This window comes from Thioalkalivibrio versutus, from assembly GCF_001999325.1.
Classification (GTDB): domain Bacteria; phylum Pseudomonadota; class Gammaproteobacteria; order Ectothiorhodospirales; family Ectothiorhodospiraceae; genus Thioalkalivibrio; species Thioalkalivibrio versutus.
Window position 1 is genome coordinate 1 of sequence record NZ_MVAR01000019.1, and the last position, 19,728, is coordinate 19,728.

The following is a 19,728-nucleotide window of genomic DNA, read 5'->3' on the forward strand; positions in this document are numbered from 1 at the left end:
GGAGCCTGCTTGCAGGCGAATGCCCCGGCCCGCGTCCGACTTTGGCAGGAGCTTCGCCTGCGAGCAGGCTCCCACGGGGCCCAGCTCAGGACATCGGGCATTCCGGCCGCCGCCCCCACATCGTCATCCCGGAAACCGCACAGCGGTTATCCGGGATCTCCACCGCCGGAGATGAGCCGGGCGTCCGCGGAGGCTCCAGCGCGGGAGATCCCGCGCTCTCCGCTTCGCTCCGGCCGGGATGACGGGGTTAGCCGGGTGACGGAGCTGCGCGCGGGCGCACTGGAACACGGCCGGTCCTCAGCGCAGGGTGAGGAAGAGGGTCTGGTTGCCGCGACGCAGCTGCAGCTCCAGGGTCTGGTGTGCGGCCAGTTGTTGCGGCAGGTCGGACAGGCGCTGGATGCGCTGGCGGTTGATGGCCAGCAGCACGTCGCCCGCGCGCAGACCGGCGCGCGCCCCCGGGGTGCCGGGCTCCACCGCGATCACCGCCACGCGACTGCCCCCGTCACGCCCGGTGGCCTCGGACAAGCGAACACCCTCCAGCCGCGGATGCACGGCCGCGCCCTCGATGCGCCGCTCTTCGGGGCGATCCAGGCGGGCCACGATCCGCTGTTCGGCCCCGTCGCGCAGGACGTCCAGGCGCACATCGGAACCGGCGCGCAGCAGGCCGAGCCGGTTGCGCAGATCGCCGGCGCTGCGCACCGGCTGGTCGTCCGCCCGCAGCACGATGTCTCCGCTCTGGAGGCCGGCGCGTTCGGCCGCGGATCCACGCACCACGCGCGTGATCACGGCGCCCTGGGAAATATCCAACTCAAAGGCCTGGGCCAGCGCCGGGGTCAGATCCTGCATCTCCACGCCCAGCGCGCCGCGTTCGACACGACCCTCCGCCAGCAAATGGTCGCGAATCTGGCTGGCCATGTTGGCGGGGATCGCGAAGCCGATACCAATGTTGCCCCCGCCGCGCGCGAGAATGGCGGTATTGATTCCAACCAGCTCGCCACGCAGGTTGACCAGCGCCCCGCCGGAGTTGCCGGGGTTGATGGAGGCATCGGTCTGGATGAAGTCCTCGAAGCCGTCACCACCCAGTCCGCTGCGGCCCAGGGCACTGACGATGCCGCTGGTCACCGTCTGGCCGAGGCCGAAGGGGTTGCCGATGGCGACCACGAAGTCGCCCACGCGCAGGGCGTCGGAGTCCGCCAGCGGGATCGCCTGCAGGTCCTCCGCGTCGATGCGGATCACGGCGACGTCGGTGGCCGGGTCGGTCCCCACCACCTCGGCCTCGTACTGGCGGCCATCGTAGAGCGTGACCAGGATCGCGTCGGCGCGCGCGATCACGTGGCTGTTGGTCAGGATGGTGCCGGCCTTGGCGTCCACGATCACGCCGGAGCCCAGACCCTGGCGTTCGCGTTCACGCGAACGCTCGGGGACATCGAAGAACCGGCGGAAGAAGGGGTCGTCGAACAGCGGGCTAACCGACTCCACCACCCGCGCGCGGGTGGCAATGTTCACCACCCCGGGGATGGTGCGCTCGAGCATCGGCGCCAGGGAGGGCAGGGGCTCACCGTCCACCGCGGCCGGGAGCTGGGCGGCGGCCGGTGCGGCCCCGAGCAGGGCCAGGGCCAGGATCAGAAGGGGAACCAGCCGACGCATGGGCGATCCTCGATCAGGGCGCCAGGTTGGCGCGCGGGGCGAAGGACGACTCCTTGGCCATCTTGCGGTACCAGTCACCGGCCTCGTCCTCCGGCGGGACCTGCACCAGCAGCTTCAGGTAGAGATCGCCCGGTGGCTTGCCCGGCAGTCCCTTGCCCTTCAGGCGCATCTGCTTGCCCGACTGGGTACCAGCCGGGACCTTCAGGTTGACCCAGCCATGCGGCGTGGGCACCTCGATCGTCGCGCCCAGCGCGGCCTCCCAAGGGGTGATCGGGATGTCGCGGTAGAGGTTGCGACCGTCCAGCGTGTAGCGATTGTCCGGCTTCACCCGGATCTCCAGCAGCAGGTCGCCGGCGCCACCACTGCCAACGCCCGGGTCGCCCTGGCCGCGCACCCGCAGGCGCGAGCCATCCTTGGCCCCGGCGGGGATGCGCACGCGCTGCACCCGGCCCTCGGCATCCTGAACCGAGACCTCGGTGCCCTTGAGCGCCTGATCCAGGCTGATGTCCACGCGCCCCTCGCGGTCGGCGCCGCGCATGTTGAAGCCGGCCCCACCACGGCGACGCCCCCCACCCATGCCGCCACCGCCGAAGATCGAGTCGAAGAAGTCCGAGAAGCCGCCGGCATCGGCGCCCCCGCGGGCACCGCCGTATTGCGCCCGGCCGTCCCATCCGGGCGGCGGACGAAAGTCCTGTCCCTGGCGCCAGTTAGAGCCCAGCTGGTCATAGGCCTTGCGCTTTTCCGCGTCGCCCAGGGCCTCGTAGGCCTCGTTGACCTCCTTGATGCGGGTCTCGGCGTCCGGGTCCTTGCTGACATCCGGGTGGTACTTGCGCGCCAGCTTGCGGTAGGCCTTCTTGATCTCGTCCTGGCTCGCGTCGCGGCTCACACCGAGGACCTTGTAGTAGTCCTTGTATTCCATTGCTTTCCTCGAGCGGTTGCGGCTGCGTCCTCGGGTGACACCCGGATCCCGCCAGTGGGCATGATAGCCGGGATGCGGCTGTCACCCCGGGAGACAGGAGCCGCAGAAAAAGATCCGTGCCTCCCAAGGTTCAAAAAAACGGGCGCCACCGCGGGTGGAACCCCGGGCAGCGCCCGTGTCTCGCCCGGTGGGCGAGCATCCCCACCGGGCACGTGAGGCCGGATCAGTTCTCGATCTGGATCCGGCGCGGCTGCACGCGGGCCTGCTTCGGGATGCGCACCTCCAGCACGCCGTTCTCGCTGCGCGCGGAGATGTTTTCGGCATCCGCCGTATCCGGCAGCGAGAAGCGGCGGAAGAACGTGCCACGCACGCGTTCGATGCGCTTGTAGCCATCCTTCTCTTCCTCGCTTTCGTGCTTGCGCTCGCCGCGCAGGGTCAACACGCCATTCTCCATGTTCAGTTCGATGTCCTTCGGGTCTACCCCGGGGATATCGGCATGCAGCACGTAGGCATCGGTCTCTTCGCGGATATCTACCGCGGGGGCCCAGTCTGAGGTCGCGGAAGAGTCCTCGGCGCCGGGCATGTCCGGCATGCGACCGAGTTCGCGCGACAGTTGACCGAGCAGGCTGAACGGTTCGTAGCGGGTCATGGTCATGGTGTTCCCTCCTGTGTGGGCGTCATCTGACTCACCCATAGCAATAGGGGACACTTCCCGCGTTTTCAAGGGCCTGAGGAAGACGCGGATCACGGCACCCGCTCGCGCTCGAGTCGATTGTGCACAGTGATCAGTGTCTCCGCTACAGGCGCCGAAACTCCCTCAGCTTGTAGTCATCGTCGGTGATCAGCTCGAACACGCCATGCACGCCGCGCTGATCCAGATGGCTGCGCAGCAGCCGCGCCGGGAATTGCACACTTTCGCCGCTGTCGGCCTGCGCAAAGACCACCGCGGCACGCCCGGTGTAGTAGTCCTCCATCTCCTGGCGCGAGATCGCCAGGCGCAGGCGAAACCGGCGCATCGCGCTATTCCAGGTTCTGCACCTGCTCGCGCAGCTGCTCGATCAGGACCTTCATCTCCACTGTGGCACGCGTGATCTCCAGATCGTGCGACTTGGAGGAGATGGTGTTGGCCTCGCGGTTGAACTCCTGCATCAGGAAGTCGAGCCGCCGACCGCTGGGCCCGCCCTGGTCCAGGATCTCGCGCACGGCCGTCACGTGACCATCGATGCGATCCAGCTCCTCGGCGATATCCATGCGCTGGGCCAGCAACGCGACCTCCTGTTCCAGGCGTTTCGGGTCCAGGTGCAGGTCCAGTTCGCGGATGCGCGCCAGGATGCGTTCGCGCTGCTCGTCGAGCATCGGCTGACGCCGCGAGTGGACCGTCCGGGCATGCTCCGCCAGGGCCTCCAGGCGCGTGCGCATGCCATCGGCCAGGGCCGCCCCCTCCGTCGTGCGCATTGCGACCAGGGCCTCCAGCGCGGTGTCGAAGCCGGCCAGTAGCGGCTCCGCCAGGACCTCGCCGGCATCCGAGGCGCCCTGCAGGACGCCGGGCCAGCTCAGCACGTCCAGCGGCGAGACCGGGGCCGAATTGCGCATCCTTCGCTCGATCGCCGCGCAGGCATCGATCAGCGCCTGCGCGCGCTCCTGATCGAAGGCCTCCGGGGCGTTGTCCGCCTGGCCCCGGTCACGCAGCACCACGTCCACCTTGCCGCGCGCCAAATGGCCCTTGAGGCGTTTACGCACCTCGGCCTCCAGCGAGCGCAGGTGATCCGGCAGGTGGATCCGCAGCTCCAGGTAGCGGTGATTGACGCTCTTGAGCTCCCAGTCGAACACGCCCCCATCCAGGGTGATGGCGTGCCGGGAAAATCCGGTCATGCTGGTAATCATTATTCCCCCGTTGCGATCCCTGCCGCGCAAGCCATGAGTGTAGTGCGTCACCCCATCGGGCGACGCACTACACTCATGGCCCGTATACTGCGCCCCTCTCAAATCTAGCAAGGATCACAGCATGCGACCCAGTGGCCGAGCAGCCGACGCGATGCGCCCCGTGCGTTTTACCCGCCATTTCACCCGTCACGCGGAGGGTTCCGTACTGGTGGAATTCGGGGACACGCGTGTGCTGTGCAACGCCACGGTGGAGTCGCGCGTGCCGCCGTGGTTGAAGAACAAGGGCCGCGGCTGGGTCACCGCCGAATACAGCATGCTGCCACGCTCCACCCACGAGCGCATGGTGCGCGAGGCCGCCCGGGGCAAGCTGGGCGGTCGCACCATGGAGATCCAGCGCCTGATCGGCCGCTCGCTGCGTGCCGCGGTCGACCTCGAGGCCCTCGGCGAACGCCAGATCATCGTCGACTGCGACGTGATCCAGGCCGATGGCGGCACCCGCACGGCCGCGATTAGCGGGGCCTACGTCGCGCTGCGCGATGCCATCCGCAAGGCACGCGAACAGGGCCTGATCCGCAAGGACCCGCTGCACGGGCACCTGGCAGCGGTCTCCGTGGGCATCTTCAATGGCACGCCGGTGCTGGATCTCGATTACGACGAGGACTCCCAGGCCGAGACCGACCTGAACCTGGTGATGAACGAGGCCGGCGGGGTGATCGAGATCCAGGGCACGGCCGAGGGCCACGCCTTCCGCCGCGACGAGCTGGACCAGATGCTGGATCTGGGCGAGAAGGGCATCCGCGAGATCTGCGAGGCCCAGAGCGCCGTTCTGGCCGAAGGCTGATCCGGGCATGGCGGGCGAACCACGGCGCGTGGTGCTGGCCACCGGCAACCCCGGCAAGCTGCGCGAGATCCGCGCCCTGCTGGAACCACTGGGCCTGGCGGTCGAGCCGCAATCGGAGCATGGCGTGCCGGAGGCCGAGGAGACCGGCCTGACGTTTGTGGAGAACGCCATCCTGAAGGCGCGCAACGCCGCCCGGCACACCGGACTGCCGGCGATCGCCGACGACTCCGGGCTGGAGGTGGAGGCCCTGCGCGGCCAGCCGGGGATCTACTCCTCGCGCTACGCCGGTACGGACGCCGACGATGCCGCCAACAACGCGCGGCTGATGGAGGCGTTGCAAGGCGTTCCACCGGAACAGCGGGGTGCGCGTTTCCGCGCCGTGGTGGTGTACCTGGAACACGCCGAGGACCCGGCCCCGATCATCGCCGAGGGCGTGTGGCCCGGACGCATCGCCGAGCAGGCCAGCGGCGCCGAGGGCTTCGGCTACGACCCGTTGTTCTTCGTTCCGGAGGAAGGCTGCACCTCGGCCGAACTGGACCCGGCGACCAAGAACCGCCTGAGCCACCGCGGCCAGGCCCTGCAACAGCTCGTGGCCAGCCTGCGCAACCGTATGGGCAACCCGACGGCCTGACACCCGGTCCTGCCTGGCTCCGGGGCGCATCCAGGGAGATCGCCACGGCGCTGCGCGCCTCGTGATAACGGTGTCTTTGTGCTCGTCGTTGCGAGGCCCCGCAGGGGCCGTGGCAACCTCCCGACGACACCCCGGCGCATATTCGGGCCCGCGTCGGGGTCCGGCCCGGGAGATCGCCGCGTGCCTGCGGCGCTCGCGATGACCGTGATTCCGGTCACCGTCATCGCGAGGCGCGCAGCGCCGAGGCGATCGGCGCGAAAACCCAGACGTCGGAGGCCGCAATGACGGGACTGGGTGCTTTCGACGCCACCCGGGGGCTCGCCTATGCTCCGCACATGAACTCCACCCTGATCCATCCGCCGCCACTGGCGCTGTACGTGCACCTGCCCTGGTGCGTGCGCAAGTGTCCGTACTGCGACTTCAACTCCCACGAGCCCCGCGGCGAGGCGCCGTTCGACGACTACGTGGCGGCGCTGCTGCGGGATTTGGAGGGCCAGCTCCCGGATATATGGGGGCGACGGCTGGAGAGCGTGTTCATCGGTGGCGGGACCCCGAGCCTGTTCCCGCCGGAGGCGCTGGACGCTCTCATGTCTGGTCTGCGTGCCCGGCTGCCGCTGCGCCCGGACTGCGAGGTGACCCTGGAGGCCAACCCTGGCACCGCCGATCGCGCCTACTTTCGCGGCTACCGCGAGGCCGGGGTCAATCGGCTGTCGCTGGGTGTCCAGAGCTTCGACGATGCGATGCTCGCCCGGCTGGGCCGCATCCACGGCGCCACCGAGGCCCGCGACGCAGTGGCGCACGCCCGCGCCGCCGGCTTCGAGGCGATCAATCTGGATCTGATGTTCGGCCTGCCGGGTCAGTCGGTGGCGGCCGGGCTGGCGGACCTGCAGGCGGCCATCGAACAGGAGCCGGGGCACATCTCCTGGTATCAGCTGACCCTCGAGCCGAACACCCTATTCGCGGCGCGCCCACCCGAACTGCCGGAGGACGTCACAATCGAGGAATTGTTCACCCGCGGCCAGTCCCATCTGGCGGCAGCTGGCTATACTCGATACGAGATATCCGCCTATGCCCGCGCGGGGCAGGAATGTCGCCACAACCGCAATTACTGGACCTTCGGCGACTATCTCGGCATTGGCGCCGGGGCCCACGGCAAGCTGACGCAGGTGCACGATGGCACGATCCTGCGGCGGATGAAGCCGCGCCAGCCGGAGGCCTATCTCGCCGGGCCGCAGCAGCACAACGATCAGACCGTGCCGACGGCGGAACGCCCCTTCGAGTTCATGCTGAACGCGCTGCGGCTGGTGGAAGGGGTTCCGGCCGCGAGCTTCGAGGCGCATTGCGGCCTGCCGCTGGCGGCGCTCGAGCCGGCGCTTTCCGAACTGCGCGCGGACGGGCTGCTGGGGGCGGATACGGAGCGCCTGCAGGCCACGGAACGGGGCCTGGCGTTTCTCAATGACGTGCTGGAGCGTTTTCTTCCGGAAGGGACTCCGCAGGACTCGATCGCCACGCCGATAGCCTGGCCCGCGGGCCGGGAGGAGGGTCGATAATGCGTCCCGTCGAGTTTGTTGATTTCGCCTGCCCCTGGTGCGGCGAGCCCGGCGAGATCACGGTGGACATGGTCAGCAATGACCGCGAATGGGTCGAGGACTGCGCGGTGTGCTGTGCCCCCATCGTGTTCCGCCGCGAGGATGCCGGCGACGAGGAGATTCCGCGCGTCGCTGCCCAGCGGGAGGGCGAGTGAGCGCGGCGCCACCGTATACCCCGATCGACTGCGAGCGCTATTCCGAGCTGGAGCTGGCCATCCTACGCGGTCAGTCCCTGCGCACGCACTGGCGCCGCGGGGAGATGGACCGCATCGCGATCGTGCGGCCGCTGGACTTGCGCACCCGGCGCAGCGCGGAGTACCTGATCCTGCGTGACGCCGAGGGCCGGCGGCAATGGTGGCGCCTGGACCGGCTGATCAGCTTCGAGCCGATCCCGGGCTGAACGCCATCCGGGCTGCGACCGGCGAGCTGGCTCGTCTGATCGCCGCACCACAGAGGGCACAGCGGACACGGAGAAAGGCGCAGGGGTTGTCGGGGGCGGTAGACACCGCTGGATCATGCACAACGCAGAAGGCGTGGACCCTTTTGGGGTACGCCGTAACCGGGCTTCCGGCAACTTGCCATCCCCTGCGAATCAACAGCCCTGCAATCCCGCTGGACCAGAATGGGCCTTCTCTATGCGCTCCGCGCCCTCTGCGGGCAACCAGGAGGGCTCGGAGCGCCAGCCCGGGAAGGGACCGGGGCTGTGTGGGGCGATCGCTTCGCTGGCGCTCGCGCTGACAGGGGGCGGGCGCAGCCCGCCCCCTGTCAGCTGCGCTTCATCTGGTCGAAGAATTCGGAATTGGTCTTGGACGACTGCATGCGGCCGAGCAGGAATTCCATGGCCTCGATGTCGTCCATGCCGTGCAGGAACTTGCGCAGGATCCAGAGCTTTTGCAGCTCCTCGGGTGCGGTCAGCAGCTCCTCGCGGCGGGTACCGGAACGGTTCACGTTGATCGCAGGATAAATGCGCTTCTCCGCGATGCGGCGCTCCAGCTGGAGCTCCATGTTGCCGGTGCCCTTGAACTCCTCGTAGATCACCTCGTCCATCTTCGACCCGGTCTCGACCAGTGCGGTGGCGATGATGGTCAGGCTGCCGCCCTCTTCCACGTTGCGCGCGGCACCGAAGAAGCGCTTCGGGCGATGCAGGGCGTTGGCATCCACACCACCGGTGAGCACCTTGCCGGAGCTGGGCGAGACGGTGTTGTAGGCGCGCGCCAGGCGGGTGATGGAATCCAGCAGGATCACCACGTCGCGCTTGTGCTCGACCAGGCGCTTGGCCTTCTCGATCACCATCTCGGCGACCTGCACGTGGCGCTGGGCCGGTTCGTCGAAGGTGGAGGAGACGACCTCGCCCTGGACCATGCGGTCCATCTCGGTGACCTCTTCCGGGCGCTCGTCGATCAACAGGACGATCAGATAGCACTCGGGGTAGTTGCCGGCGATGCTCTGGGCAATGTTCTGCAGCATCAGCGTCTTGCCCGCCTTGGGCGGGGAGACGATCAGGCCGCGCTGGCCCTTGCCGAACGGCGAGACGATGTCGATGATCCGCGCGGTGATGTCCTCGGTGGAGCCATTGCCGCGCTCCATGCGCATGCGCTTGTTGGCATGCAGCGGGGTGAGGTTCTCGAACAGCACCTTGTGCTTGGCGTTCTCCGGCGGCTCGAAGTTGATCTCCGAGACCTTCAACAACGCGAAGTAGCGCTCGTTGTCCTTGGGCGGGCGGATCTTGCCGGAGATGGTGTCGCCGGTGCGCAGTCCGAAGCGTCGGATCTGGCTGGGCGAGACATAGACGTCGTCCGGCCCGGCCTGATAGGAGCTGTCGGCACTGCGGAGAAAGCCGAAGCCGTCGGAGAGGATCTCGAGGACACCGTCGCCAAAGATGGCTTCGCCGCTCTTCGCGTGAGCCTTGAGCAGGGCGAAGATGATCTCCTGCTTGCGGGCACGGGACATGTTCTCGATGCCTTTTTCTTCGGCAAAGGCCACGAGATCGGCAGCGGACATCCGCTTCAATTCGGTCAGATTCATGCGTGGGATGCTGTGTTCAACGTGGATGATCGGCGACCGGGGGTGGTCACTCGGATTGACTGGAAGGAGGCAGGGAATGGCCTGGCGGCCACTCGAACTGGTTCGATGGTAAGCGAGGCGGCGGCGCGGGGCAACCCCGGTGAAGCCGGGCGCCTGCGAGGCCTGGCGGTTAACCGCCAGGCCCGGGTGTTACAGGTGCTGATCCAGGAACGCAGTCAGCTGCGACTTGGACAGGGCACCGACCTTGGTGGCCTCGACATCGCCGTTCTTGAACAGCATCAGCGTCGGGATCCCGCGAATGCCGTACTTCGGCGGCGTGGACGGGTTCTCGTCGATGTTCAGCTTGGCGACCTTGACCTTGCCGGCGTATTCTTCGGCGATTTCGTCCAGAATGGGGGCGATCATCTTGCAGGGCCCGCACCACTCGGCCCAGTAGTCCACCAGGACCGGCTGATCCGCCTTCAGGACGTCCTCGTCGAAACCGGCGTCCGATGTGTACACAATTTTGTCGCTCACTCCGAGCCCTCATGACTTGGGTTGGGGGAGCAGCCCGCACCGCCGGCTGCACGGCCCTTACTATCGACGATCAACGCCGGACAGTTCAAGTAATACGCAGGAACCGAGGAACCCCATGACCGAAACCGTGCAGGACACACCCCGCTTCGACCAGCTCGATCTGCCCGAACCCGTCCAGGCGGGCATCCGCGCCACCGGTTTCGAAACCTGCACCCCGATCCAGGCACAGACCCTGCCGATCGCGCTGGCCGGCCACGACGTCGCCGGCCAGGCCCAGACCGGGACCGGCAAGACGGCCGCCTTCCTGATCGCGACCTTCAACCGCCTGCTGCGCCAGCAGCCTTCGCCCAACCGGCGGCCCACGGACGTGCGCGCCCTGATCCTGGCCCCGACCCGCGAACTGGCGATCCAGATCCACAAGGATGCCGAATCGCTGGGCGCCGAGACCGGGCTGAAGCTCGCGCTGGCCTACGGCGGCACCGGCTACGACAGCCAGCGCGAACAGCTGGAGGCCGGCGCCGACATCCTGATCGGCACGCCCGGACGCATCATCGACTACTTCAAGCAGAAGGTCTTCGGCCTCAAGCATACGGAGGTGGTGGTGCTGGACGAGGCGGATCGCATGTTCGATCTCGGCTTCATCAAGGATGTGCGCTTTCTGATGCGTGGCTGCGCGCCGGCCAGCGAACGCCTGTCGATGCTGTTCTCCGCCACGCTGTCCTTCCGCGTGATGGAGCTGGCGTACGAGCACATGAACAATCCGGAAAAGGTCCAGGTCGAGGCCGAGACCCTGACTGCCGACCGCGTGCGCCAGGTGATTTACTACCCGGCCAACGACGAAAAGATCCCGCTGCTCCTCGGGCTCGCACGCGACCTCAAGCCGGAGCGCGCCATCGTGTTCGTGAACACCAAGCACGGCGCCGAGAAGGTCTGCGACTGGCTGAACGTGAACGACCAGAAGGCCGCGCTGCTGTCCGGCGACGTGCCGCAGAACAAGCGCTCGCAGCTGCTGGGACACTTCGCCGCTGGCGAATACACCTACCTGGTGGCGACCGACGTGGCCGCCCGCGGGCTGCACATCCCGGCGGTCACGCATGTCTTCAACTTCGATCTGCCGCAGTCCGGCGAGGACTACGTGCACCGTATCGGGCGCACCGCACGTGCGGGCGCCGAAGGTGACGCGATCAGCTTCGGCTGCGAGGACTCGGCCTTCTACCTGCCGGATATCGAGAGCTACCTGGGCGAGCGCATCCCCACCGCGAGCGTGGACCCGGCACGCCTGTTCCAGGATGCGGTCAAGCCGAAACCGCGCCCGCGCAAGCCGCGCGACGATCGCCGCGGTGGCCCGCGCTCCGGCGGAGGCGGCCGCCCCGGAGGCAGCCGCCCGCAGCGCAGCGGCAACCGGGGCTGAGCGGACGCGGGAAAACCACAGAAAAAGATGGTGCCGGCGAGAGGAGTCGAACCTCCGACCTATCGATTACGAATCGATTGCTCTACCAACTGAGCTACACCGGCGAAGCGCGACATGATAGCGAGGGCCGGTGCCGACCACAATCCGGCGAGCCCGGACAATCGACCGATCACCGGCTCAGGAGCGGCGGCGGCCCACGCGGAAGACGACGTCCACACCCTCGAGTTCCTTGCCTTCCGGCAGGGCGGGCAGATCGGAGATGTCGATCCGCGCCGGATCCACGTCTTCCAGTTGCCCGGTATCGGTATGGAACAGGTGGTGATGCGGATTCAGGTTGGAGTCGTAGAACAGCTTGGCCGGATCAATCACGACCTCGCGCACCAGCCCCTTCTCGGCGAACAGGTTCAGGGTGTTGTACACCGTGGCCTTGGACACCCGCGAGGCATGCCGCATTAGCTGCCCGAGGATTTGCTCGGCGCTGAGGTGCTGATGGCGGGCGAACATCACGCGGGCAATCTCGACGCGCTGCTCGGTCGGGGAGATCGCGTGCTCGCGCAGCATTTCGCGCGCGGCGTGGACCGAGAGCAGATCCGGGTTGTTGGAGTCGATGTTCATGATTCCGACGATATAACAGGGATCTGGAGCAAGTCCATATCCCGCTTTCCGGGGACCGGTGAGGCCGGGAAGCCTGATAGAATGGAGCGGGTGATGGGAATCGAACCCACATTAAGAGCTTGGGAAGCTCCCGTTCTACCATTGAACTACACCCGCTTGCGCCGCCGATTGTAGGCCTTGTCGGCCTCCGGCTCAACGGTAAACTGAGCAGTCGAAGAACCATGCAGATTCAGCTGAACGGCGAACCCTTTGAACTCCCCGATGATCGCGAGGCCACCCTGGCCGCGCTGATCGAGGCACGCGGCCTTGGTGGCCGCCGTCTGGCGGTGGAGGTGAACGAAGAGCTGGTCCCGCGCAGCGAGCACGCGGCCCATCCCCTGAAACCCGGGGATCGCGTGGAGATCGTGCAGGCGATCGGGGGCGGCTAGATTGGCCAGCCGCCCGGCCTGCGACCACTTTTCAACGAAGGAATGACCATGACCGAATCGGCCGCGTCCGCCGACGACCTGTTCCGCGTAGGCACGCGCGAGTTCACCTCCCGCCTGCTCGTTGGGACCGGCAAGTACCGCGATCTCGACCAGACCCGCGACGCCATCGAGGCGAGCGGCGCGGAGATCGTGACCGTCGCCATCCGCCGCACCAACATCGGCCAGAACCCGGACGAACCCAACCTGCTGGACGTGATCTCGCCGGAGCGCTACACGCTGCTGCCGAATACTGCCGGCTGCTTCAATGCCGAGGATGCGATCCGCACCTGCCGCCTGGCACGCGAGCTGCTCGACGGCCACAACCTGGTGAAGCTGGAGGTCCTGGGCGACGAGAAGACCCTGTACCCGGACGTCTTCGAGACCGTGAAGGCCGCCGAGACGCTGGTGGCCGAAGGCTTCGACGTGATGGTCTACACCACCGACGACCCGCTGCTGGCGAAGCGCCTGGAAGACATCGGCTGCCTGGCGATCATGCCGCTGGCCGCGCCGATCGGCTCGGGCCTGGGCATCCAGAATCGCTACAACATCCGCGAGATCGTGGAGAACGCCACGGTTCCGGTGCTGGTGGATGCCGGGGTCGGCACCGCCTCGGACGCCGCGATCGCAATGGAGCTGGGCTGCGACGGCGTGCTGATGAACACCGCCATCGCCGCCGCCGACGACCCGGTGCTGATGGCCTCGGCGATGCGCCACGCGATCATCGGCGGGCGCCAGGCCTTTCGCGCCGGGCGCATGGCGCCGCGGCGCTACGCCTCGGCCTCCTCACCGCAGACCGGCCTGTTCTTCAGCTGAGCATGAGCGACCACGCCAACGCCGAGACGGACGACAAGCCGTTCTACCGCCGCATCCGCAGCTTCGTGCGCCGCGAGGGCCGGCTGACGCCGGGCCAGCAGCGGGCACTGGACGACCTGTTACCGCGCTTTGGCCTGCAGCTACCGGAACCCGCGGCACCGCTGGACCTGACTTCCGTTTTCGGGCGCACGGCACCCGTGACGCTGGAGATCGGCTTCGGGGACGGCGAGAGCCTGGCCGAGCAGGCCGCGAACCAGCCGGAACGCGACTTCATCGGTATCGAGGTGCACCGGCCGGGGGTCGGGCATCTTCTGCGCGAGGTGGAGCAGCGCGGCCTGACCAATGTGCGCGTCAGCGACGTCGATGCGGTGGAACTGCTGGAGCGCTACCTGACGCCCGCCAGCCTGGACTGCGTGCAGGTGTTCTTCCCCGACCCTTGGCACAAGAAGCGCCACCACAAGCGGCGCCTGATCCAGCCGGCCTTCGTGCGCCACCTGGCGACGCGCATCCGGCCGGGCGGACGGCTGCATCTGGCGACCGACTGGGCCGAATATGCCGAACACATGATGGTGGTGCTGGAGGAATGCCGGCCATGGTTCGTGCCGGACGGCCCGATCCCGGCTCCCGGCCGGCCGCCGGAGCGCCCGGTGACCAAGTTCGAACGGCGCGGGGAGCAACGCGGCCACCAGGTCGCCGATCTGCTCTACCGGCGCACCGACGAACCCGCCTGATGATACCCGGCGCGATGCCGGGTCGGATCAGGCGTTCTTGACCACCAGGACCGGGCAGTCAGCCCCGCCAATCACGCGCTCGGACACGCTGCCCATCAGAAGGCGCTTGAGCCCGGTACGCCCGTGGCTGCCGACCACCACCAGATCGCGATGGTCGCGCGCAGCGACCTCCAGCAGGGTGACCTCGGGGCGCCCCTCCTCGAAGGTCGCATCGGCCTCCAGCCCCTTCTCGCGGGCCTCGCCCTGCAGACGCTGGATGGCCTGGACACCCTCCTGACGCCGCTCCTCGTTCTGCCCCGGGACCGCCACGGACACGATCGTGATCGGAAGCTTGCAATAGCCGGCCAGCTCGATTGCGGCGCGCGCGGCCTGGTCCCCAAGGTCGGAGCCGTCGGTCCCCACCAGAAGCCCGCGATGCGGCGCCTGGGCGCCGCGCGGGACAATCATCACGTTGCAGGGTGCGAGCCCCACGACCTTGCGCGTGGCGTCGCCCACCATCAGGCGCGAGAGGTCACCTCGATCGCGTCGGCCGATGACGATCAGCCCGGCCTTGAACTCCTCGGCAATGGCGACGATCTCCTGGTGCCGGTCGACCCCGTGGCGCAGGATCATGGAGGCATCGATGCCCACCTCGCGGGCGCGCTTTTCCAGTGCGTCCAGATCGGTCTGGCCGGCAACGCTCGCCTCGTGGCTGCGCGGCGGAGACAACGCATCGTGCTGGGTATCGGTGCGGATAATCCGTGCGACGATCAGGCGCGCACCACAGCGCTGCGCCAGATCCAGCGCCACATTCTCGGCGGATTCGCTGAACTCGGAGCCATCCGTCGCCAGGACGATGGTCTCGAAACGGCACAGCGGGGCATCTGAATCGGACATGCTGGGGTCTCCACCTGGACTTTTTTCCAAGCATAACCGACATGCCGGCAAACGCCAGCACTCGGGGCCGCGCCGAACGAACCGCCTACCCAACGCCAGCGCATTTTTTGCGTCCGTGCCCGCGGGATGAAATAATCCCGCGCTTTCAAGGGAAAGGCGGAATCTGTTTCCGCCGACCCGCCTCGGCGCCTGCGCCCGGCGCGAGTCCCCTTTTTCGGCTTCTGGCCACGCGCCGTCCGGCGCGGGTCCTCAGGACACGACTGGAACATGGAAAACCTTACGCTGACCACCGAGATGATCGTGGTGCTTGCGCTGCTCGCGTTCACGATCTTCCTGTTTGTCTCCGAGATCATCCGGGTCGACCTGGCGGCGATCTCGGTGATGGTCCTGCTCGGCCTGCTGACGCTGGTGCCCGGACTCGGGATGCTGGTCGGCCAGGAAGAGCTGTTCAGCGGCTTCGCCTCCAATGCGGTGATCTCGATCATCGCGGTGATGATTATCGGCGCCGGCCTGGACAAGACCGGCGTGATGCACAAGGTGGCGGCGTTCATCATGCGCGTGGGTGGCACCACCGAAAAAAGCATCATCCCGACCGTCTCCGGAACCGTCGGCGTAATCTCCAGCTTCATGCAGAACATCGGCGCAGCCGCGCTGTTCATGCCGGTGATGAGCCGCATCTCCAATCGCCTGAACATCCCGCTGTCGCGCCTGCTGATGCCGATGGGCTTCGCCGCGATCGTCGGCGGCACCATCACCCTGGTCGGGTCCAGCCCGCTGATCCTGCTGAACGACCTGCTGCCGTCGGACATGGAACCGTTCCAGCTGTTCGACGTGACCCCGATCGGCCTGGCCCTGCTGGCCACCGCCATCGTCTACTTCGTGCTGCTGGGCCGCTTCGTACTGCCGTCGGTCAAGAGCAAGGCCACCCAGCGCGAAAGTGCACAGGACTACTTCCAGCGCGTGTACGGCCTGTCCTACGAGATCCATGAGCTGTTCGTCCCGGAGAACGACCCGATGGTTGGGCGCACGGTGGCCGAGATCGAGCGCGAGACCGGGATCGCGATCGTCGGCACCTACATGCGCGACGAGCTGCGCATGGCACCGTGGACCGGCTACGAGATCCAGGCCAACTCGCACCTGGCCGTGCTGGCCAGCCCGTCACGCATGGAAAAGCTGTGCGAGGGCACGCGCAAGCGTCCCAGCACCCATCTCGACGTGTTCGCCAACGCCCTGGACAGTGGGCGTTCCGGCGTCGCCGAGGTCGCCATCGCGCCGGGCTCGAACCTCGCCGGCAAGACGGTCACCGAACTGGCGATGCGCCAGACCTACGGCCTGTCGGTGATGCGCATCCAGCGCGGCAACGAGACCTACGGCGAGGGGCTACGCGACATCCCCCTGGAACCGGGCGATATCCTGGTGGTGCACTGCACCTGGGAATCGCTGGCCCGGCTGGAGCAGGACCGCGATTTCGTGGTGATCACGTCGGACTATCCGCGCGAGGAACTGGTACCGTCCAAGGTGCCGCATGCGCTGTTCTTCCTGGCGCTGACCGTGGGCCTGATCGTGTTCACCGACCTGATGCTCTCGGTCGCACTGCTGACCGGCGCACTGGGCATGATCCTGACCGGCGTCATCAGCCTCGACAACGCCTATCGCGCCGTCAGCTGGAAGACCGTCTTCCTGCTGGCGTCACTGATCCCGCTAGGCATGGCGGTGGAGAACACCGGAACCGCCGCCTGGATCGCGCAGAACACGCTGGAGATGCTGGGGACCGTACCGCCCTGGGTGCTGCAGGCGACGATCTTTGCCCTGGCCACGTTCTTCACGCTGGTCATGTCCAACGTCGGCGCGACCGTGCTGCTGGTGCCGCTGGCGATCAATTTCGCGATCGCCGCGCAGGCCGCGGGCATGGATGCCGACCCGCGCGTGTTCGCGCTGACCGTGGCGATCGCCACCTCGAATTCCTTCCTGATCCCGACCCACCAGGTGAACGCCCTGATCATGGGCCCCGGCGGCTATCGGGTGAAGGACTTCATGAAGGCGGGCGGCATCATGACCATCCTGTTCGCCGTGGTCGCCATGTTCATGCTCAACCTGATTTTCTAGTCTGTTAAACGCAACCTTTAGCAACCCGTTTGCAAGGAGAAATCCCATGTCCCAGAAGCATCCCGTGATTGCGGTGACCGGTTCCTCGGGTGCCGGCACCTCCACCGTCAAGCGCTCCTTCGAGTCCATCTTCCGTCGCGAGCAGATCAGCCCGGTTGTGATCGAGGGCGACAGCTTCCATCGCTATGACCGCAAGGCAATGAAGGAGGCGATGCAGAAGGCCGCCGCCGACGGCAACGATCACTTCTCGCACTTCGGCCCCGAAGCCAACCTGTTCGATCGCATCGAGGGGCTGTTCAAGACCTACGGCGAGACCGGCCAGGGCGAGAAGCGCTACTACCTGCACTCCGACGAAGAGGCCGCCGAGCACAACGAGCGCCTTGGCACCAACCTTGGACCGGGCGAGTTCACCCCCTGGGAAGAGATCCAGCCGGGCACCGATCTGATGTTCTACGAAGGCCTGCACGGCCTGGTCGTGAACGGCGAAGTGGACGCCGCGCAGCACGTGGACCTGGGTATCGGCGTGGTGCCGATCGTGAACCTCGAGTGGATCCAGAAGATCTTCCGCGACAACGCCGAGCGCGGCTATTCCGCCGAGGCGATCGTCGACACGATCCTGCGGCGCATGCCGGACTACGTGAACTACATCACCCCGCAGTTCGGCTACACCGACATCAACTTCCAGCGCGTGCCGACGGTGGACACCTCCAACCCGTTCATCGCCCGCGCGGTGCCGACCCCGGACGAGTCGATGGTGGTGATCAGCTTCAAGGATCCGGCGAAGCTCGGCATCGACTTCCCGTACCTGCAGAACATGATCCCGGACTCCTTCATGTCCGATCCCAAGACCCTGGTGGTCCCGGGCGGCAAGATGAGCTTCGCGATGGAGGTCATCCTGGCCCCGATCATCCACGAGATGCTGTCGCGTCGCGGCTGATCCGCAAGCCCAAGAGAAGTTCCCAAGCCCCGCTCCGGCGGGGCTTTTTTCGTTCAAGGCCGGGCATTCCGCTAGGATTCGGGCTTTAACCAACAGGACGGAGTTGGCGTGTTCGGACTCTTCGGGCCACGGCCGGCCCAACAGATGGAGCGCTTTCGCAGCCGTTACGACGGACGCTCGCTGATCGTGCACCAGGGTTTCAACGGGGACTGGCTGGAGGAGCTCATCAAGCAGCCGGGTGGCGGCGGGCACTTCCGCATGGACAGCCGGCCACTGCCGCGGCGGCGCCCCACCCCGGTGGAATGGCTGGTGCAGACCTACATCCTGCCGCTGGACCTCCCTCAGCCACTGTTTCTGGACGTACGCGAGGACGCCATCCTCGTGCGCCACCTGACGCGCGGGCAGCATGCCGTGCACCCCTCCGAGATCGCCTGGTTTCTGGAGGAACTGGACACTCGCCACCACGCCCGCCTGGTCTTCGCCGAAGACGGCGGCCTGCACGTGCACACCGGCCTGCCGGTCGAAGACAACGAGGCCCTCAGCATGCTGGAGCATCTCGGTTTATGACCACACCCTTTCGCAGCGCCACCGCCCACGGCGACGAGCCCGGGGCCCTGGCCACCACCCTGATCGCCGAGCTCGGCGAACAGCCGGTACGTGGCGATGATGAGGTACGCGTCGGCTTCATCTATCTCTCCGACCCCCTGAGCCGCCACGCCCGCAGCCTGCTGAAACACCTGCGCGAAGGCCTCGGGATCGATCACTTCGTCGGCGGCATGGCCATGGCGATCATCGGCCCGCGCGACGAGCTCTACGAGCAGCCCGGTGTGACCCTGATGATCGGCGAGTTCCCGGCATCCAGTGTTCGGGTCATCTACCATCCGGTACGTCGCTTCGAGGATCTGGTACAGGAACTGGACGGCTTCCTCGACCCGCAGACCCCGGGGCGTCTGATCCTGAATGCCGACCCCCAAACGGAGGGCCTGGAAGACATACTGACCGAGATCGGCGAGCAGACCGCCTGGTTCGCCACCGGGGGTGTCAACTCCGGCGAGCCCGGCGTGGTACAGATCGCCGACGGGGTCTCCGCCTCGGGCATCACCGGCCTGGCGCTGCGCGACGATGTCGCCATCGCCGCGCGCCACAGCCAGGGCTGCACACCATTGCCCGGCCAGCACGAGCTGACCGAGACCTGGCGCAACATCATCGTGCGCCTTGACGGGCAGCAGGCGCTGCCGGCATTCAAGGGCATCATCGGCGATGTCCTGTCGCGCGATCTGGAACGCGCGCTGGGCTACATCCTGGTCGGCTTTCCCATCGCCGGCTCGGATACCGGCGACTATCGCGTGCGCAACATTATCGGGGTGGACCTGGACCAGGAGGTGCTCGCGATCGGCGAGATGCTGGAACCGGGGTCGCAGATCCTGTTCGTGCGCCGCGACGGCCAGGCCGCCCGCGACGACCTGGAACGCATGCTGGAACAGGTGCGCGCCCAGGCACCCAACGGCATTCGCGGGGCGCTCTACGTCTCCTGTGTCGGGCGCGGACGCCACCAGTTCGGGCAGGAAGGCGCGGAGTTGGCTATCGTGCAAAAGGGACTGGGGGACGTACCCCTGGTCGGCTTCTTCGCCAATGGCGAGATCTTCGCCAACCGCCTGTACGGCTACACCGGGGTCCTGACCCTGTTCACCTGAAACGCACTCCACCACACCCCGGGAGA

General features: G+C 67.1%; 22 protein-coding genes and 2 tRNA genes. 13 read left to right on the plus strand and 11 right to left on the minus strand.

Translation table 11 applies throughout. The annotated features are described in order from the left end of the window. Positions 1 to 297: 297 nt before the first annotated feature. From B0684_RS07355 to B0684_RS07375, 5 genes are all read right to left on the minus strand, one after another. Positions 298 to 1,647, minus strand: a complete 1,350-nt coding sequence (locus tag B0684_RS07355; protein ID WP_018649573.1) for a Do family serine endopeptidase — start codon at positions 1,645 to 1,647, stop codon at positions 298 to 300. A gap of 13 nt (positions 1,648 to 1,660) precedes the next feature. Continuing rightward, positions 1,661 to 2,566: a DnaJ C-terminal domain-containing protein gene (locus B0684_RS07360; protein ID WP_018144871.1), complete on the minus strand. Its 906-nt coding sequence runs from the start codon at positions 2,564 to 2,566 to the stop codon at positions 1,661 to 1,663. A 223-nt stretch (positions 2,567 to 2,789) separates the two neighbouring features. Continuing rightward, positions 2,790 to 3,221 carry an Hsp20/alpha crystallin family protein gene (locus B0684_RS07365; protein WP_018168675.1) on the minus strand — a complete coding sequence of 144 codons (432 nt, stop codon included), beginning with the start codon at positions 3,219 to 3,221 and terminating at the stop codon, positions 2,790 to 2,792. A gap of 142 nt (positions 3,222 to 3,363) precedes the next feature. After that, positions 3,364 to 3,582 carry a DUF2835 family protein gene (locus B0684_RS07370; protein ID WP_018168676.1) on the minus strand — a complete coding sequence of 73 codons (219 nt, stop codon included), beginning with the start codon at positions 3,580 to 3,582 and terminating at the stop codon, positions 3,364 to 3,366. 4 nt (positions 3,583 to 3,586) lie between these two features. Next, on the minus strand, positions 3,587 to 4,450 hold the full coding sequence (locus tag B0684_RS07375) for a YicC/YloC family endoribonuclease (protein WP_018649574.1): 864 nt from the start codon (positions 4,448 to 4,450) through the stop codon (positions 3,587 to 3,589). A 121-nt stretch (positions 4,451 to 4,571) separates the two neighbouring features. Here B0684_RS07375 and rph point away from each other — a divergent pair, with 121 nt between their 5' ends. The 5 genes from rph to B0684_RS07400 all read left to right on the plus strand — a co-directional run bounded on the left by rph (position 4,572) and on the right by B0684_RS07400 (position 7,911). Then, positions 4,572 to 5,291, plus strand: a complete 720-nt coding sequence (gene rph / locus B0684_RS07380; protein ID WP_018948416.1) for a ribonuclease PH — start codon at positions 4,572 to 4,574, stop codon at positions 5,289 to 5,291. 7 nt (positions 5,292 to 5,298) lie between these two features. Then, a complete protein-coding gene (gene rdgB / locus B0684_RS07385) occupies positions 5,299 to 5,922 on the plus strand; it encodes an RdgB/HAM1 family non-canonical purine NTP pyrophosphatase (RefSeq protein ID WP_018649575.1) in 624 nt (207 codons plus the stop codon). A 281-nt stretch (positions 5,923 to 6,203) separates the two neighbouring features. Continuing rightward, on the plus strand, positions 6,204 to 7,472 hold the full coding sequence (gene hemW / locus B0684_RS07390; RefSeq protein ID WP_018649576.1) for a radical SAM family heme chaperone HemW: 1,269 nt from the start codon (positions 6,204 to 6,206) through the stop codon (positions 7,470 to 7,472). Further along, positions 7,472 to 7,666, plus strand: coding sequence for a CPXCG motif-containing cysteine-rich protein (locus B0684_RS07395; RefSeq protein ID WP_018649577.1), 195 nt, complete (start codon positions 7,472 to 7,474; stop codon positions 7,664 to 7,666). Before hemW ends, B0684_RS07395 begins: the two co-directional genes overlap by 1 nt. Continuing rightward, positions 7,663 to 7,911: a transcriptional antiterminator, Rof gene (locus B0684_RS07400; protein WP_018649578.1), complete on the plus strand. Its 249-nt coding sequence runs from the start codon at positions 7,663 to 7,665 to the stop codon at positions 7,909 to 7,911. Before B0684_RS07395 ends, B0684_RS07400 begins: the two co-directional genes overlap by 4 nt. Positions 7,912 to 8,276: 365 nt before the next feature. Here B0684_RS07400 and rho read toward each other — a convergent pair whose 3' ends face one another. Both rho and trxA read right to left on the minus strand, forming a co-directional pair. After that, positions 8,277 to 9,536 carry a transcription termination factor Rho gene (gene rho, locus B0684_RS07405; RefSeq protein ID WP_018649579.1) on the minus strand — a complete coding sequence of 420 codons (1,260 nt, stop codon included), beginning with the start codon at positions 9,534 to 9,536 and terminating at the stop codon, positions 8,277 to 8,279. A gap of 189 nt (positions 9,537 to 9,725) precedes the next feature. Next, positions 9,726 to 10,052 carry a thioredoxin TrxA gene (gene trxA / locus B0684_RS07410; protein WP_012983830.1) on the minus strand — a complete coding sequence of 109 codons (327 nt, stop codon included), beginning with the start codon at positions 10,050 to 10,052 and terminating at the stop codon, positions 9,726 to 9,728. A 115-nt stretch (positions 10,053 to 10,167) separates the two neighbouring features. Between trxA and B0684_RS07415 the strand changes: the two genes are divergently transcribed. After that, entirely contained in the window at positions 10,168 to 11,463 is a 1,296-nt protein-coding gene (locus B0684_RS07415; protein ID WP_018649580.1) for a DEAD/DEAH box helicase, read from the plus strand. A 28-nt stretch (positions 11,464 to 11,491) separates the two neighbouring features. Here B0684_RS07415 and B0684_RS07420 read toward each other — a convergent pair. The 3 genes from B0684_RS07420 to B0684_RS07430 all read right to left on the minus strand — a co-directional run bounded on the left by B0684_RS07420 (position 11,492) and on the right by B0684_RS07430 (position 12,234). Then, a tRNA-Thr gene (locus B0684_RS07420) sits at positions 11,492 to 11,567 on the minus strand. A gap of 73 nt (positions 11,568 to 11,640) precedes the next feature. Further along, positions 11,641 to 12,078: a Fur family transcriptional regulator gene (locus B0684_RS07425; RefSeq protein ID WP_018144889.1), complete on the minus strand. Its 438-nt coding sequence runs from the start codon at positions 12,076 to 12,078 to the stop codon at positions 11,641 to 11,643. 82 nt (positions 12,079 to 12,160) lie between these two features. Next, positions 12,161 to 12,234, minus strand: a tRNA-Gly gene (locus tag B0684_RS07430). 65 nt (positions 12,235 to 12,299) lie between these two features. On the opposite strand from B0684_RS07430, the gene thiS reads away from it, so the two are divergent. From thiS to trmB, 3 genes are read left to right on the plus strand one after another with little or no spacing between them, the layout of a single operon-like run. Next, positions 12,300 to 12,506, plus strand: a complete 207-nt coding sequence (gene thiS, locus B0684_RS07435) for a sulfur carrier protein ThiS (protein ID WP_018175889.1) — start codon at positions 12,300 to 12,302, stop codon at positions 12,504 to 12,506. A gap of 48 nt (positions 12,507 to 12,554) precedes the next feature. Then, on the plus strand, positions 12,555 to 13,358 hold the full coding sequence (locus B0684_RS07440; RefSeq protein WP_018649581.1) for a thiazole synthase: 804 nt from the start codon (positions 12,555 to 12,557) through the stop codon (positions 13,356 to 13,358). A 2-nt stretch (positions 13,359 to 13,360) separates the two neighbouring features. After that, positions 13,361 to 14,089 (plus strand): tRNA (guanosine(46)-N7)-methyltransferase TrmB, encoded by a 729-nt coding sequence (gene trmB / locus B0684_RS07445; protein ID WP_018649582.1) that lies wholly within the window; start codon positions 13,361 to 13,363, stop codon positions 14,087 to 14,089. 27 nt (positions 14,090 to 14,116) lie between these two features. Here the strand turns inward: trmB and B0684_RS07450 are convergent, their stop codons facing one another. After that, entirely contained in the window at positions 14,117 to 14,965 is an 849-nt protein-coding gene (locus tag B0684_RS07450) for a universal stress protein (RefSeq protein ID WP_018168747.1), read from the minus strand. A 267-nt stretch (positions 14,966 to 15,232) separates the two neighbouring features. Here B0684_RS07450 and B0684_RS07455 point away from each other — a divergent pair, with 267 nt between their 5' ends. The 4 genes from B0684_RS07455 to B0684_RS07470 all read left to right on the plus strand — a co-directional run bounded on the left by B0684_RS07455 (position 15,233) and on the right by B0684_RS07470 (position 19,702). Beyond that, entirely contained in the window at positions 15,233 to 17,071 is a 1,839-nt protein-coding gene (locus tag B0684_RS07455) for an SLC13 family permease (RefSeq protein WP_018144894.1), read from the plus strand. Positions 17,072 to 17,117: 46 nt separating this feature from the next. Then, positions 17,118 to 18,008, plus strand: coding sequence for a phosphoribulokinase (locus B0684_RS07460; RefSeq protein ID WP_018144895.1), 891 nt, complete (start codon positions 17,118 to 17,120; stop codon positions 18,006 to 18,008). 108 nt (positions 18,009 to 18,116) lie between these two features. Continuing rightward, positions 18,117 to 18,575, plus strand: a complete 459-nt coding sequence (locus B0684_RS07465; protein ID WP_018168748.1) for a hypothetical protein — start codon at positions 18,117 to 18,119, stop codon at positions 18,573 to 18,575. Beyond that, complete coding sequence (locus B0684_RS07470) at positions 18,572 to 19,702, plus strand: FIST signal transduction protein (protein WP_018649583.1); 1,131 nt, start codon at positions 18,572 to 18,574, stop codon at positions 19,700 to 19,702. Before B0684_RS07465 ends, B0684_RS07470 begins: the two co-directional genes overlap by 4 nt. Positions 19,703 to 19,728: the final 26 nt, after the last annotated feature.

Coding starts and splice junctions, on each gene's coding strand:
- B0684_RS07355 (WP_018649573.1), bottom strand. CDS start 1,647: ATGCGTCGGCTGGTTCCCCTTCTGATCCTGGCCCTGGCCCTGCTCGGG.
- B0684_RS07360 (WP_018144871.1), bottom strand. CDS start 2,566: ATGGAATACAAGGACTACTACAAGGTCCTCGGTGTGAGCCGCGACGCG.
- B0684_RS07365 (WP_018168675.1), bottom strand. CDS start 3,221: ATGACCATGACCCGCTACGAACCGTTCAGCCTGCTCGGTCAACTGTCG.
- B0684_RS07370 (WP_018168676.1), bottom strand. CDS start 3,582: ATGCGCCGGTTTCGCCTGCGCCTGGCGATCTCGCGCCAGGAGATGGAG.
- B0684_RS07375 (WP_018649574.1), bottom strand. CDS start 4,450: ATGATTACCAGCATGACCGGATTTTCCCGGCACGCCATCACCCTGGAT.
- rph (WP_018948416.1), top strand. CDS start 4,572: ATGCGACCCAGTGGCCGAGCAGCCGACGCGATGCGCCCCGTGCGTTTT.
- rdgB (WP_018649575.1), top strand. CDS start 5,299: ATGGCGGGCGAACCACGGCGCGTGGTGCTGGCCACCGGCAACCCCGGC.
- hemW (WP_018649576.1), top strand. CDS start 6,204: ATGACGGGACTGGGTGCTTTCGACGCCACCCGGGGGCTCGCCTATGCT.
- B0684_RS07395 (WP_018649577.1), top strand. CDS start 7,472: ATGCGTCCCGTCGAGTTTGTTGATTTCGCCTGCCCCTGGTGCGGCGAG.
- rho (WP_018649579.1), bottom strand. CDS start 9,536: ATGAATCTGACCGAATTGAAGCGGATGTCCGCTGCCGATCTCGTGGCC.
- B0684_RS07415 (WP_018649580.1), top strand. CDS start 10,168: ATGACCGAAACCGTGCAGGACACACCCCGCTTCGACCAGCTCGATCTG.
- B0684_RS07425 (WP_018144889.1), bottom strand. CDS start 12,078: ATGAACATCGACTCCAACAACCCGGATCTGCTCTCGGTCCACGCCGCG.
- thiS (WP_018175889.1), top strand. CDS start 12,300: ATGCAGATTCAGCTGAACGGCGAACCCTTTGAACTCCCCGATGATCGC.
- B0684_RS07440 (WP_018649581.1), top strand. CDS start 12,555: ATGACCGAATCGGCCGCGTCCGCCGACGACCTGTTCCGCGTAGGCACG.
- trmB (WP_018649582.1), top strand. CDS start 13,361: ATGAGCGACCACGCCAACGCCGAGACGGACGACAAGCCGTTCTACCGC.
- B0684_RS07450 (WP_018168747.1), bottom strand. CDS start 14,965: ATGTCCGATTCAGATGCCCCGCTGTGCCGTTTCGAGACCATCGTCCTG.
- B0684_RS07455 (WP_018144894.1), top strand. CDS start 15,233: ATGGAAAACCTTACGCTGACCACCGAGATGATCGTGGTGCTTGCGCTG.
- B0684_RS07460 (WP_018144895.1), top strand. CDS start 17,118: ATGTCCCAGAAGCATCCCGTGATTGCGGTGACCGGTTCCTCGGGTGCC.
- B0684_RS07470 (WP_018649583.1), top strand. CDS start 18,572: ATGACCACACCCTTTCGCAGCGCCACCGCCCACGGCGACGAGCCCGGG.